We start from the raw sequence: 13,916 nt of genomic DNA on the forward strand, positions 1-13,916 counted from the left end.
AACGCCGCGATTTGGTAACGAACTCTTGTGTTCCTGAAAATGTTCCCGGTAACATCGTCGCAGGACATGCGAAGCAGCTGTCCTGCAATCACGTCAGGACCATGACTGGTCCGCCACTGCCGGAGTGACCACCGGCATCTCAAAGAGGAGAAAAAATGTCCGCGAAGAAGCGCATCCGCCTCGCGTTCGGCCTGGCAGCAGCCGGCGCACTCACCATCGGCCTTGCGGCCTGCTCGACCGGCGATTCCGGCGATTCCGGCGCCGACGGCGGCGGAGGCTCGGAGGAGATCACCACCGTCGGGTTCGTGGCCGTCGGACCCGAAGGTGCGTGGCGCGAGGCGAACGAGTCGAACATCCAGGACACCTTCACCGAGGAAGCCGGATACGAGCTCAAGTACGCCCCCGCCACCAACCTCGACCAGAAGTCGCAGATCGACGCCTTCACGTCGTTCGTCGATGAGGGAGTCGACGTCATCCTGCTGTCGGCCACGGAGGCCTCCGGGTGGGAGGACTCGCTCAAGCGCGCACAGGAGGCGGAGATCCCCGTCATCCTGCTCGACCGCGGCATCGAGCCCGACGACGACAGCCTCTACGTCACGCGCATCGCCCCCGACAACGTCGAGGTCGCCAAGGAGGTCGGCACCTGGGCTGCGGCCACGTTCCCCGACGGCGGCAACTACGTCGTGCTCGAGGGCCCGGCCGGTGTCGGCGTCGTGAACGAGCGCAACACGGGCTTCGACGAGGGCCTCGGCGACTCGTCGCTGACCAAGCTCGACGCGCAGACCGCCAACTGGTCGGCGGAAGAGGGCAAGAGCGTCTTCGAGACGATGCTGAAGTCCTCGAACAACGACATCCAGCTCGTGTTCGCACAGAACGACGAGATGGGTCTCGGTGCGGCTCAGGCTGCCGAGGAGGCCGGCCTCGTCGTCGGCGAGGACGTCAAGATCGCCACGATCGACGGCACCAAGAACGCCATGCAGGCGCTGGCCGACGGCCAGCTCAGCTACGTGCACGAGTACAACCCGCTGTTCGGCGAGACCGCGCTCGAGGTCGTCGAGAAGGCCCTCGCGGGCGAGGATGTCGACTCGTACATCGTCGTGCCCAGCGAGGCGTTCGACTCCGCCGAGGCGGCGCAGGCCGTGCTCGCCGACCGCAAGTACTGACCGAGCACCGAACCCGACGCCGGAGTGATCAGGCAGCGAGCCCGGGTGGGGCAGGAGCACTGCGCCACCCGGGCTCTGCGGACGGAGAGACAGCGATGAACGAAGCACTGCCCATCGTCGAGATGCGCGGGATCTCGATCGAGTTCCCGGGCGTGAAAGCCCTCGACGGGGTCGATTTCCGGCTGTTCCAGGGCGAGGTCCACGCGCTCATGGGAGAGAACGGCGCCGGAAAGTCGACCCTGATCAAAGCACTGACCGGTGTCTACCGGATCGACTCCGGGTCGATCGTCGTCGCAGGGCAGGAGCGCAGCTTCGGCGGCGCCGGCGATGCGCAGGATGCCGGGATCTCGACGGTCTACCAGGAGGTCAACCTCGCCCCGAACCTTTCGATCGGGGAAAACGTGATGCTCGGACACGAGCTGCGCGGGGTCTTCGGCATCAACTGGACGGCCACGCATCGAGCGGCGACCGAGGCCCTCGAACGGCTGGGATTGGGTCACCTCGACACCCGCAAGCCGCTGTCGACGCTCTCGATCGCGCTGCAGCAGCTCGTCGCCATCAGTCGCGCGATGGCGATCAAGGCCAAGGTGCTCATCCTCGACGAGCCGACCTCCAGTCTCGACGCCGCCGAGGTCGAGGGTCTTTTCACCGTGATCCGGGCTCTGCGCGACCAGGGCGTCGCGATCCTCTTCGTCTCGCACTTCCTCGATCAGGTCTACGCGATCAGCGACCGACTGACGGTGCTGCGCAACGGCCAGTACGAGGGCGAGTACCTCACTCGAGACCTCGACCGCCATGCCCTCATCTCGACCATGATCGGCAAGGACCTCGACGCGCTGAAGTCGCTGGGCGGCAACCGTCGCCAGGCACCGCGCGACGCCGACGAGAAGCCGCTGCTCGCGGCATCCGGCATCGCGCGACGAGGCGCGGTCGAGGCGACCGACCTCGACATCCGCCCCGGCGAGGTGATCGGCTTCGCCGGCCTGCTGGGCTCCGGGCGCACCGAGCTCGCCCGACTGCTCTATGGAGCGGATCGCGCCGACGAGGGCACGATCGAGCTGCACGGACAGCGTGTCGACCTCAGATCACCCGCCGACGCGCTGCCTCGCCGCATCGCCTTCTCGACCGAGAACCGCCGCGAGGAGGGGATCATCGGAGACCTGACCGTGCGCGAGAACATCATCCTCGCGGTGCAGGCCGAGCGCGGGTGGGCGCGGCCGATGAGCCGCAAGGAGCAGGATGCGATCGTCGACCGCTACATCGAGCAGTTCGCCGTGCGTCCCGCCGACCCCGACCGGATGATCAAGAACCTCTCCGGCGGCAACCAGCAGAAGGTGCTGCTCGGACGCTGGCTCGCCACACAGCCCGAGCTGCTGATCCTCGACGAGCCGACCCGTGGCATCGACGTGGGCGCGAAGGCTGAGATCCAGGAGGCGGTGGCCGAGCTCGCCGAAGACGGCGTCGCCGTGGTGTTCATCTCGTCCGAGCTCGAAGAGGTCGTGCGTCTCTCCGAGCGGATCGTCGTGCTGAAGGACCACCGCAAGATCGGCGAGATCCAGAACGGCCCCGACGTCACCGCGCAGGTGATCGTCGATGTGATCGCCGCTCATGGAGTGGAGGCCGCGGCCGAGACGCTCGACGACACAGACGGCGCCGTGCCCGATAGCATCGCCCCCACGACCGACAAGGAGGCAGCGCGATGACCGCGTCAGCCGGCACCACAATCTGGCGGGATCTGATCCACAAGCCGTTCTTCTGGGGCATCGTCGCGATCCTCGCGCTGCTCGCCCTGAACGTGATCAAGGACCCGACCTACCTCGCGCTCTCGATCAACCCCAACAACGGCAACCTCGTGGGCAACCTGATCGACATCCTGCGCCAGGCGGCGCCGATCATGATGATCGCGATCGGGATGTCGCTCGTGATCGCCACCGGTGGCATCGACCTCTCGGTCGGCTCGCTCATGGCCGTCGCGGGGGCCGTCTCGATGGAGTTCCTCAGCGCCGCCGGAGACTCCTTCGGTGCGGCGCTCGCCGCGGTCGGGCTCGCGCTGGTGATCACCGGCATCCTCGGGGCGGTCAACGGTCTGCTCGTCGCCTACGTCGGGCTGCAGCCGTTCATCGCGACCCTCGTGCTCATGCTCGCAGGCCGAGGCATCGCCAAGGTGATCACGGGCGGGCAGAACACCACGGCGTCGAACGACGCGTTTCGGTGGATCGCCAACGGCTTCGTGATCGGCATCCCCGTGGTGTTCATCCTCGCCGTGCTCATCGTGATCGCCGTCGGCTGGGTGGTGAGGCGCAGTGCGCTGGGTCTCATGATCGAGGCGATCGGCATCAACCCTCGCGCCAGTCGCATGGCGGGCATCAAGCCGAAGGGCCTGCTGCTCACGGCGTACATCCTGAGCGGCATCCTCGCGGGAATCGCAGGAATCATGTCGGTCGGCAGCGTGATGACCGTCGACATCTCGCGCACCGGATATCAACTCGAGCTCGACGCGATCCTCGCGGTCGTCATCGGCGGTGCATCGCTGGCCGGCGGCAAGTTCTCGCTCAGCGGGGCGTTCGTGGGCGCGCTGCTCATCGCCACGCTCGACAAGACCGTGCTGTACCTCGGCGTCTCGTCGTCGGCGACCCCGGCGTTCAAAGCCATCGTCATCGTCGCGCTGTGCCTGCTGCAGTCGCAGCGGGTGCGCAGCTGGTTCCGCTCACGGCGCAAGGCTCGACCGGTCGAACAGATCATCGCCAAGGAAGAGGTGTCCGCATGAGCATCGCGACCGCCACCCCCGCTCCGCAGGCGACCGAGACCGTCGTCGACCGCGTGCGACGCATGATCACGGCGAACCCGTCCGTGCTGCCGACGATCGCCTCCGTCGTCATCTTCGTCGGCATGGTGATCTTCGGGGAAGTCGCCTACGGCCGCATCCTGCAGTTCAACACGCTGTCGAACCTGCTGATCAACAACGCGCACCTCATCGTGCTCGCCGTCGCGCTGACGTTCGTGATCCTCACCGGTGGCATCGACCTGTCGGTCGGCTCGATCATCGCGGTCTCGTCGGTCGCCGGGGTGATGCTCTCGAACGCCGGCTGGAACGCGTTCGCCGTGATCATCGCGATGATCGGCATCGGCATGCTCTTCGGCATCGTCTCGGGCGTGCTGATCAGGTACTTCAACGTGCAGCCGTTCATCGCGACGCTGGCGATGATGTTCCTCGGGCGCGGTCTCGCATCGCTGCTCAGCACCAAGCCGGAGCGACTCGGCGAGGACTCACCCATCCGCTGGATCGGCACGCAGCTGAAGATCATCGACGGGCCCAAGGTCAACGACCTCGTGATCACCCCCGCGGTGCTCGTCGCCGTGATCGTCGTGGCTGCCGCGTTCTTCGTGCTGCACCGCACCCGCACGGGGCGGACGGTCTATGCGATCGGCGGCTCCGAGAGCTCGGCGTTGCTGATGGGGCTTCCCGTGCAGCGCACCAAGGTGTTGGTCTATGTGATCAGCGGCGGCCTGGCCGGCCTTGCGGCGGTGCTGTACACCGCGCGACTCGGAACCGCGCAGAACATCACCGGCATCGGGTGGGAGCTCGACGCGATCGCCGCGGCGGTGATCGGAGGCACCGTGCTGACCGGAGCATACGGCTACGTGCTCGGGTCGGTCATCGGAGCGTTGGTGCTCGGACTCATGAACGTGCTGATCACTCGCGACGGCGGGATCCCACCCGAGATGACCACGATCATCACCGGCGGCATCCTGCTTGTGTTCGTGCTGTTACAGCGGGCGGTGACACGCAAGCGGGAGTAGCTCCGTTCCCTCGTCCGAATGGCCTCCGATCCACCGGGTCGGGGGCCATTCGTGTTTCCGCATCTCTGAACACCGAAATATAGCAAGTGAGCATCCCTTCTGTCGTCATATGACGACGTAGTGTCTCTCATCGTGATGGAGCACGCGGACGCGGCACCGCTGGAGACGCCGAAGCAGGCGGAGAGCACGAAGAACTGGGCGGACGCGGGGGCGATCGGCGCGGTCATGTTCGAGACCGCCGTGCTCAACCCGGCGATAGACCAGCTGAACTTCATCGCCTCGATGGGCACTGCGCTCATCAACCACCCCGACATCCTTCTCGAGCTTCTGGGTGGGGTCGCCCTCGTGGTCGGTGGCGGCTCGATGATCGGCGGGGGCGGTGCCCTCGCGGTCACGGGTGTGGGGGCGGTGCCGGGAGGCGGCGTCGCTTGGGCTGGAGCGGGCGTCGCCGCGACGGGATTCCTCGCGGTCAGCCACGCCGCCGGGCGATGGACGAATGAAGCGGTGGGGGATGATGCGACGAATGTCGTCGAACGTCCAAGCCCGAGGCGACATCCGATCAACATCGTTACTACGACGGCTTGTTCGAGAACTCGGACGGGACCTGCACTGCCATCGAGGTCAAGGGGGGAACCGGAACCCGCGACGCAGCCCAACGAGGGTTCGACAGCACCGTGAGTCCGGAACGCCCTGCGACCGCGATATACAACGGCAAGAAGATTGAGATCACCCGAGTGCTCCTGGAGACCGTGAAATGAATCAACCCACGCACATCCGTCAAGTGAACGGCACTACCCGGGGTGCGTTGGTCGACTACGTCCGTCCCTATCCGGAACAGATTCGATTCTCGTTGGGCCAGCTGAACGGGTCGTCGTTCTGGGCGTGGAGCCTGTGGCGGGCACCGGAGGGTGCAGACCTGCTCGACAGCATCCCGTTCAGCGAGGAGTACATGCAGTGCGCGGGCACCGCGGAGGCTCTCGCGGTGGAGGTGCGCCGCGTCGAGGCCGACGGCACGCCCCACCAGTACGCGATCGGCAAGCCCGGTGGCGATCGCACAGGCGAGCCCACCGAAGTGATCCACTACGACGACGGTCGTCACAGCACCACGATCTACCCGCACGAGGTCTTCACCGCCGACGAGGCGGCGGTCGTCTTCTACACGTACTTCCTCACGAACGAGGTGTCTCACCCCTACGAGCTCCGTGACCTCCACCTGAACTGGCCGAAACCTGAATCGGGTGAGGGCGACTGATGCGCATCCGCGTCGACCACGAACCGCTCGCGCAGTCGATCGCGGACCTCGCCGATACCGCGCAGCAGGTCCGAATGATCCTCGGGGCCCTGGACTCCGAGGTCTCCGAACTGAAGCAGTCGTGGACCGGGCACGCCCGAGAGGCCTACTCCCGCGCTCAGCGCGATTGGAACGAGTGTGCCGACGGTATGCAGACCGCCCTCGCCAGCGCTGCGACCGCTGCGGCCCGCGCGCAAGCGCGAACTCGCGAGGCCGAAGCCCGGGTTGCCAGCCTCTGGAACTGACTCACACCGTCGGAATCCACACCCTCATGGTCGAGGGGCCCCGGCGAGCCCAGCCGTGGTGAGCGATCAAGGCGGCGTCGACCGTCTCGGCGGCCATCTTCCGATCGTCTACCCTTCGATGATCGCCGCGGAAGCCGACAGCGGCGAATGGGCGGCATCCTGCTCGTGTTCGTGCTGCTGCAGCGGACGGTGACACGCAAGCGGGAGTAGCTGTCGGTTCGGATCGATTCGAAGGGCCCCTCTTGACGAGAGGGTCCCTTCGTCATGCAGTGTGGGAGGTCACCTCGTCAGAGTTGCACGAGCATCCTTGGCGAGCAGATACAGCGTCTTCTGCGCGCCCGGAAACCGAGTGAAGCCGAACTTCTCGTAGAAGGGCACCACGTTGTCGTTGATGGCGTGCACGAGCATCGCATGGATGCCGATGGTCTCCGCAGCCTCCAAGGCGCGGGCCGTCGAGTGCTGGAGCAGGGAATAGCCGAGACCTGTGCCCTTGAAGGCCTCGTCGACGGCGAGCCGGCCGAGCAGAACGACAGGAATGGAGGTCGGCATTCCTGTCGTGAGCTCGGGCGGGCCGTCGTCGCGTTCGAGAGCGCTCGCCGAAAGGCAGTAGTACCCCGCGATCCGGCCTTCCGTCGTCGCGGAGACCATGGTCCGCGAGGCTCCGGACTTCTCGTTGCTCCGCGCTCGCCCTCGGAGCCAGATGTCGAGTGCCTCTTCGCCGCAACGGAACTCCGAGAGCTTGTCGCCGGCGGCGACGGGCCGCGGCGTCAGGAACTCAGTCAACGAAGACAGGCCGACGGGTCATCAGGTCGCGCAGACCGTCGATGGACTGCGCGGGCTGATCCATGATCCTCGCGAAGGCGTCGAAGCGCTCTGCGTCCACTCGCACCTGACGCTCGCGCTGGATGACTTCGTTCGCGCGCTCGATGAGCGCCTCAGCGGAGAAGTCGGTGAGGGTACGCCCCTCGAGGGCCGCGGCGGTCTCGATGGTCTGCTTCTGCTCGGCGGTGACTCGGAACTCTACGCGAGCGGCTTTCAACGAAGAGGTGCTCATCTCGCTAGTGTACGGCAGATTGCCGGACGGATGGTGGCGATCGTCAATTCATCGGGATCCAGACCCGCATGGTGGACGGACCGCGTCGGGCCCAGTCATGGTAAGCGATCAGTGAAGCATCGACCGTCTCTCCGCTCGATCGACGGCGGAGGGGGATGACGACCCTGCCGTCTCGCTCGACCGGCTCCCCGGCCACGACCGCCTCGCCGACATCGGCGCCGAAATCGATCGACTCGAGCGCCAGCACCTCGGGACCCCGTTCGATCACGACGCTGCCTCGCACGGCATCCACCATCGGATGCGGTGCCGTGGCGCGCGCGACGATCGGCAGGCTCAGTTCGACGGTGTCGCCGCCGCGGAAAACGCGAGTGACCGCGACGGCCCCCGCCGGCGCATCGGACTCCGTGACCTCACCGCCGCTGTGCACGCGCACCGCGGCTCCCGATGCCCACGACGGCACGCGCAGACTCAGCGTGAACTCGGCGTCCGCGGCGATCGTGATGCGCACGTCGCCGTCGGCCGGATATCCCGTTTCCACGTCGAACGCGACGACCCGTCCATCCGGAAGCGTGGTGCGCACCGACGACGGCGCGTACTGATGCAGTTGCACGCCGTCGTCATCCGCCGTGGCCACATAGGCAGCGAGGCTCGCGAACGTTCGCGCCACATTCGGCGGGCAGCACGACACCTCGAACCAGGGGGCGCGCAGCGACGACGAGGCGCGCGGCGACGTGGCATCCGGATCCGCCGGGACACCGGGTGTGCGCTGGTGCAGCGTGTTGGCGTAGAAGAACGACCGCCCGTCGTCACCGGGCGAGGTCGCGACCACGTTGAACAGCGTGCGCTCGATCAGATCGGCGTACTGCGCCTCGCCCGTCGCGAGCAGCAGGCGCCACGAGAACATGATCGAGCCGATGCCGGCGCAGGTCTCGGAGTAAGCGCGGTCCGGGGGCAGCTCCCAGTCGTCGCCGAAGGCCTCGTCCTGGTGGTGCGATCCCTGGCCGCCGGTCACATAGGTGCGACGCTCGACCGTGCGATCCCATTGCGACCGCAGCGCGTCGAGCAGTGACTCGTCGGCCAGCTCGGTGGCGACATCGGCCGCGGCCGACGACAGATAGTTCGCCCGCACGGCGTGCCCGCGCAGCGCCTCGGCATCGCGCACCGACACGTCGTCCTGGAAGTACTCTCGCCCGAACTCGATCTCGCCCAGTGTGCCGCGTCCGTGCCGGTCGACGAACAGGGCAGCCTGATCGATATAGCGCTGCTCGCCGAGAGCGCGCCCGAGCTCGGCCAGACCGACCTCGACCTCGGCGTGCCCGCAGATCGCGTCGCGTCCGTCAGCGCCGAACTCGCGGCAGACGAGGTCGGCGGCGCGACGGGCGACGTCGATCAGGCCGTCGTCGGCATCCGGCCTCGTGCGCACCCGGGCGACCGCCGCCTGGAACAGGTGTCCGAGGCAGTACAGCTCGTGTCCCCACTGCAGCGCCGACCAGCGCTCGCCCTGGCCCTCGCGGCCGAACATCGTGCTGAGGTATCCGTCGGGTTCCTGCGCGGCGGCGACGCGGTCGACCACACGGCGGAACCGCTGCTCGAGCTCGCTGTCACCAGCGGCATCCGTCCGACCGATCTCCCAGGCGAGAGCCTCGAGGAACTTGTAGATCTCGGAGTCCGCGAACTCGCGCCCCCGGCGCCCGGCCGGCAGCGTGCCGGCAGCGGCGAGGTCGAAGTTCGGCAGCCAGCCCTCCGACTCGAGTCGCGACTCGATGTGCGGCAGCGTGCCCGAGGCATTGACGGCCTGGCGCTCGCCCCAGAATCCTCCGGTGATGCGCACCTCGTCGAGGCCGAGCGGACGCAGACGGCCGTGCGAGGGCACGACGGGAGCGGCAGGTGTTGTGGTGTCGAACATGGTCATCCCTTGAAGGCGCCGGACATGAAGCCGCGCACATAGTGTCGTTGCAGGATCAGGAAGAGCAGGATGCAGGGGAGCGCCAGCACGACGACGCCCGCCTCGGTGGCGCCGTAGTCGACGACACCCTGCACCTGCCCACGGAGGTTCGCCACCGCGAGAGGCAGCGTCATGCGGTTGGTGTCGTTGATGAGGATCAGCGGGGCCATGAAGTCGTTCCACGCCGTGAGGAACGCGAACAGCCCGACCGTGACGAGTCCCGGCTTGACCGCGGGGAGCAGCACTCGCCACAGGGCGCCCCAGCTGGAGCATCCGTCGACCATCGCCGCTTCGTCCATCTCTCTCGGGATCGACTCGAACGAGATGCGCATCATGAACATCGAGAACGGCAGCTGGAACATGGTGATCACGAGCGCGACGCCGACGAGCGAGTTCTGCAGGCCGACCGCGTTGAGGATCACGTAGAGCGGAATGAGCAGGGTCGCGTACGGCACCATCAGGATCGCGAGGGTCAGCAGGAACAGGGCGTTCTTGCCGGGGAACGAGAAGCGCGCGAACGCGTAGCCGCCCAGCAGCGAGATGAACAACGTGAGCGCCACAGTGAGCACCGAGACGAACAGCGAGTTGCCGAGGTACACCCAGATGCCCGCCTGGTACTCGCCGAGGGCGGCGTAGTTGCCGAAGCCCCAACCGTCGGTCTGGCTGGTGCCCGCCATCGGGCTGACCGACGAGACTCCGGTCCAGATGAGCGGGTAGAGGAAGATCACCGCGAGGGCGGTCGTGAACACCCAATACGGGATGCCGAAGACGACGCGCGCGGCCTTCGAGCGGTATCGAGGTGCGGTGGGCTGATGGTTCGGGGCGACGATCGTGCGGGTCAGTGTCTGGGACATGATTCTCAGCTCAGCTCTCATCCGTGCGGCGGAACGCGCGCAGCTGGAAGACGTTGATGACGATGAGCGCGAGCAGCACGATCACCGAGAGGGCGCCGGCGACGCCGAGGCTGTTCTGCCCCTGGAAGGCGACGTTGTAGATCAGCTGCACGACGGTCATGGTGCTGTTGTCGGGGCCGCCCTTGGTGAGGATGTAGAACTGCTCGAACGCGAGCAACGACCCGGTCACGCACATCACGGTCGTGAGGGCGAAGGTCGGCTTGAGCAGTGGCACCGTGATGTCGCGGAACGTCTGCCACCGGTTCGCGCCGTCGATGCGCGCGGCCTCGTAGACATCGTCGGGGATCCCCTGCAGGCCCACCAGCATCAGCAGCATGTAGAAGCCCGCGTAGCGCCAGACGATCAGGAAGATCGTCGACCACAGGGCGCCCTCAGGGGTGCCGAGGAACGTGATGCCCCACGACTTCATGAGATTCGCGAACGGACCGGCGATGGGAGAGTACAGCACGTAGAAGAGCAGGGAGGCGGATGCGAGGCCCAGGGCGCTGGGGATCAGGAACGCCGTGCGCAGGAAACCCTTCCACCGGGTCGACTCCTGCACGAGCAGGGCGAGTCCGAGCCCGAGGCCGATCAGGATGACGGTCGTGATGAGCGTGTACAGCAGGGTGAAGCGGATCGAATCCCAGAAGAGGCGGTGCGTGACGGCATCCGTGTAGTTGTCGGGGAAGTTGATGCCCTGGTTGCCGCTCAGCAGGGGCCAGTCGGATGCCGACATCTGCAGCACCAGCACCAGCGGGACGATGAACAGCAGGGCGACGAAGATCGCGGTCGGGGCGGCATACAGCCAGCCCTGCACGGGGCCTCCGAAGCCGGTGCGCGGTCTGCGGCGAGGCAGCGGAGGTGCGGCCTGGGTCATCTCGTTCTCTTCCGATCGGGAGTGCGGGGGCGTACGGGAGGATGCGGGGGCGACGCGATCCGCGCCGCCCCCGCTCGCGATCACTGCGACAGGATCGCGGTGATCTCCTCGTTGTCGGCCGGCACCGAGTCGTCGCCGTTCAGCACGGCGTTGCGCACGAGCGTGAGCCACGGGCTGCCCGGCGCGTTGAACGCCTGCTGGAAGTTCAGCGCCACCGGAGTGTCGCCCTGGGCTGCGACCTCGTTGATCGTCACCAGACGAGGGTCGGCCGCGGCGTACTCGTTGTCGGCGAGGTCGCCTCGCGAGACGGCGTTGCCGTCCTTCGCGAGCACCTCGACCTGGGCCTCTTCCGACATCATCCAGTTGAGGAAGTTCCAGGCTTGCGCCGCCTTCTTCGAGTCCTTCGAGATGCCGATGCCGTCACCGCCGACGAAGGTCGAGGCGCCGCCGTCGACACCGGGGATGCCGGCTACGCCCGCGTCGAACTCGAGGGAGGGGAGCAGTGTCGCCGGGAACGGCATCACGCCGACCTTGCCCTCGCTGAATGCGGCGGTCCAGGTGGGGCCGGCCTCGTCGGTCGAGCTGGGGAGGATCGCTCCGGCATCCTGCAGCTCGGACCACGTGTCGTACACGGCCTGGGCGGAGTCGCCGTCGAGCAGCGATTCGGTGCCGTCGTCGCTCATGACCTCGTCGCCGGATGCCCAGATCGAGGGGAACCACGTGAAGACCAGGCATCCGCCGCAGTTGAGGCCGGTCGCCGTGCCGTACGTGTCGGGCTTGTTCAGCGCCTGCACGGCCATGGCTGCCTCGGCGAACTCCTCGAGCGTCGCCGGGGCCTTCTCGGGGTCGAGGCCCGCTTCTGCGAAGAGCTCCTTGTTCCAGAACAGCATCGAGAGGTCGAGGGCGAACGGCAGCACGTACTCGGCCCCTTCGACCGTGCCGGCCGAGAGGTGCCCGGGGTTGATCTCGTCCTTGAAGTCGAGCGCGTCGATCTGCTCGGACATGTCCTGGAACAGGCCCTGCTGCGCCCAGTTGGGCACGTAGACGATGTCGGCGGCGAACAGGTCGGGCAGGCCGCCCGAGCCTGCGGCGGCGCCGACCTTGGCGACGTAGTCATCGTTCGGGACGACCGTGAGCTCGACCTGGTTCTCGTGGCTCTCGTTGTAGGCGTCGACCAGCAGCTTGGCCTGGCGCTCGATCGGAGCGCGGGTCCACAGCGTCAGGGTGGTGCCGTCATCCGTGCCCTCGGCGGGGATGGGTTCGTTCGACGCTTCGTCGGCAGCAGGTGCGCAGGCGGCGAGGCCGCCGACGAGCATGCCGACCGCGATGACGACGGCGGATGCTCGGCGCACGGCGTGAGTGCGGGTGGTGATCATGGTGGGGGGACTCCTCTGGCTCGTCTTCGAGCGGATGCGGGTGGCGCTTCGACAGTGCAGCGCCGGGTGTGGAGATGAGGTGGAGATCAGGTTCTTCGAAATCTACGAAAACCCTTTCGAAAAGGTATAGCGTGGTTTCGGCGGGGGCGTCAACCCTCGTTCCGATAACCTTTCAGCAACAGGGAGCGGGATGAGCGACACGACTGGAACACGGGCGGTGACCCTCGGAGACGTCGCCGCGCGCGCCGGGGTGTCGATCTCGACGGCGTCGAAGGCGCTGAACGACCGGGGAGATGTCTCTGCCGCGACCCGCGCCAAGGTTCGCGCGATCGCGGAGGAACTCGCGTTCACGCCGAACGCCATGGCACGAGGACTGCTCGCCGGACGCACCGGAACCGTGGGCCTGCTCACGAGCGACCTCGAAGGCCGTTTCATGATCCCGATCCTGATGGGCGCCGAGGACGCCTTCGGGGCGGGCCGCATCAACGTCTTCCTCTGCGACGCGCGCGGTGACGCGATCCGCGAGCAGCACCACCTGCGCGAGCTGCTCAGTCGCCGGGTCGACGGCATCATCGTCGTCGGTCGCCAGACGGATGCGCGCCCCTCGCTCGGGCAAGAGATCCCCGTGCCCGTCGTCTACGCCTACGCGCCGTCCGACGATCCGCGCGACCTGTCATTGACCCCCGACAACTATGCGGGCGGGCGTCTCGCGATCGAGCACCTGCTCGCCTGCGGGCGACGGCGCATCGCTCACATCTCGGGCGACCCGACCTATGCCGCGGCGCAGGATCGTCTCGCCGGAGCGAGAGCCGCGCTCGGCGAAGCGGGGCTCGAACTCATGGGCGAGCCGATGTTCTCGGAGTGGACGGAGCACTGGGGTCGGGATGCCGCGGCGATGCTGCTGCAGCGGCATCCCGACATCGACGCCGTGTTCTGCGGGTCGGACCAGATCGCTCGGGGCGTGCTCGACTCGGCGCGGGATCTCGGACGCACCGTTCCCGACGACCTTGCGGTGATCGGCTACGACAACTGGGAGGTGCTCGCGACGAACGCGCGACCCGAGCTCACCAGCATCGACGCCAACCTGCAGCAGCTGGGGCGTCAGGCGGCGCTTCGGGTGTTCGACGCGATCGACGGGATCGACATCGGGGAGGGGTCGCACCATCTGCCGGTGCGCCTCGTGATCCGCGGGTCGACGATCGCCCGCCGCTGAGCCGCCCTCTCGGATCTTCGAATCGCGTGAATGACCCCGTTTCCTCGCGAAACAGGGT

The 13,916-nt window shown here is 67.1% G+C and carries 14 protein-coding genes; 8 read left to right on the forward strand and 6 right to left on the reverse strand.

What is annotated here, in order from left to right:
- Positions 1-155 precede the first annotated feature (155 nt).
- The 7 genes from IXW21_RS01740 (at position 156) to IXW21_RS01770 (ending at position 6,500) form a co-directional block, all read left to right on the forward strand.
- On the forward strand, positions 156-1,163 hold the full coding sequence (locus IXW21_RS01740; protein ID WP_194762522.1) for a substrate-binding domain-containing protein: 1,008 nt from the start codon (positions 156-158) through the stop codon (positions 1,161-1,163).
- 95 nt (positions 1,164-1,258) lie between these two features.
- The gene (locus tag IXW21_RS01745; protein ID WP_194762523.1) at positions 1,259-2,866 is read left to right on the forward strand and encodes a sugar ABC transporter ATP-binding protein; all 1,608 of its coding nucleotides are present in this window, start codon (positions 1,259-1,261) and stop codon (positions 2,864-2,866) included.
- Positions 2,863-3,930 (forward strand): ABC transporter permease, encoded by a 1,068-nt coding sequence (locus tag IXW21_RS01750; protein WP_194762524.1) that lies wholly within the window; start codon positions 2,863-2,865, stop codon positions 3,928-3,930. Before IXW21_RS01745 ends, IXW21_RS01750 begins: the two co-directional genes overlap by 4 nt.
- The gene (locus IXW21_RS01755; RefSeq protein WP_194762525.1) at positions 3,927-4,964 is read left to right on the forward strand and encodes an ABC transporter permease; all 1,038 of its coding nucleotides are present in this window, start codon (positions 3,927-3,929) and stop codon (positions 4,962-4,964) included. The genes IXW21_RS01750 and IXW21_RS01755 overlap by 4 nt, the downstream gene beginning before the upstream one ends.
- A 120-nt stretch (positions 4,965-5,084) precedes the next feature.
- Positions 5,085-5,642, forward strand: a complete 558-nt coding sequence (locus tag IXW21_RS01760; RefSeq protein ID WP_194762526.1) for a hypothetical protein — start codon at positions 5,085-5,087, stop codon at positions 5,640-5,642.
- Positions 5,643-5,814: 172 nt separating this feature from the next.
- Entirely contained in the window at positions 5,815-6,216 is a 402-nt protein-coding gene (locus IXW21_RS01765; protein ID WP_228528038.1) for a hypothetical protein, read from the forward strand.
- The gene (locus IXW21_RS01770; RefSeq protein ID WP_194762528.1) at positions 6,216-6,500 is read left to right on the forward strand and encodes a WXG100 family type VII secretion target; all 285 of its coding nucleotides are present in this window, start codon (positions 6,216-6,218) and stop codon (positions 6,498-6,500) included. Before IXW21_RS01765 ends, IXW21_RS01770 begins: the two co-directional genes overlap by 1 nt.
- A 279-nt stretch (positions 6,501-6,779) precedes the next feature.
- On the opposite strand, the gene IXW21_RS01775 is transcribed toward IXW21_RS01770, so the two are convergent.
- From IXW21_RS01775 to IXW21_RS01800, 6 genes are all read right to left on the reverse strand, one after another.
- Positions 6,780-7,283 (reverse strand): GNAT family N-acetyltransferase, encoded by a 504-nt coding sequence (locus IXW21_RS01775; protein ID WP_194762529.1) that lies wholly within the window; start codon positions 7,281-7,283, stop codon positions 6,780-6,782.
- Positions 7,276-7,554 (reverse strand): DUF1778 domain-containing protein, encoded by a 279-nt coding sequence (locus IXW21_RS01780; protein ID WP_194762530.1) that lies wholly within the window; start codon positions 7,552-7,554, stop codon positions 7,276-7,278. The genes IXW21_RS01775 and IXW21_RS01780 overlap by 8 nt, the downstream gene beginning before the upstream one ends.
- A 43-nt stretch (positions 7,555-7,597) precedes the next feature.
- Positions 7,598-9,466, reverse strand: a complete 1,869-nt coding sequence (locus IXW21_RS01785; RefSeq protein WP_194762531.1) for a beta-L-arabinofuranosidase domain-containing protein — start codon at positions 9,464-9,466, stop codon at positions 7,598-7,600.
- Positions 9,463-10,353 (reverse strand): carbohydrate ABC transporter permease, encoded by an 891-nt coding sequence (locus IXW21_RS01790; protein WP_194762532.1) that lies wholly within the window; start codon positions 10,351-10,353, stop codon positions 9,463-9,465. The genes IXW21_RS01785 and IXW21_RS01790 overlap by 4 nt, the downstream gene beginning before the upstream one ends.
- A 10-nt stretch (positions 10,354-10,363) precedes the next feature.
- Positions 10,364-11,269 (reverse strand): carbohydrate ABC transporter permease, encoded by a 906-nt coding sequence (locus tag IXW21_RS01795; protein ID WP_194762533.1) that lies wholly within the window; start codon positions 11,267-11,269, stop codon positions 10,364-10,366.
- Between the two features lie 80 nt (positions 11,270-11,349).
- Complete coding sequence (locus tag IXW21_RS01800) at positions 11,350-12,645, reverse strand: ABC transporter substrate-binding protein (RefSeq protein ID WP_194762534.1); 1,296 nt, start codon at positions 12,643-12,645, stop codon at positions 11,350-11,352.
- 190 nt (positions 12,646-12,835) lie between these two features.
- Between IXW21_RS01800 and IXW21_RS01805 the strand changes: the two genes are divergently transcribed.
- Complete coding sequence (locus tag IXW21_RS01805) at positions 12,836-13,858, forward strand: LacI family DNA-binding transcriptional regulator (RefSeq protein WP_194762535.1); 1,023 nt, start codon at positions 12,836-12,838, stop codon at positions 13,856-13,858.
- The last annotated feature ends 58 nt before the right edge of the window (positions 13,859-13,916 follow it).

Origin of the sequence: Microbacterium sp. UFMG61, assembly GCF_015354505.1 — a bacterium.
Classification (GTDB): domain Bacteria; phylum Actinomycetota; class Actinomycetes; order Actinomycetales; family Microbacteriaceae; genus Microbacterium.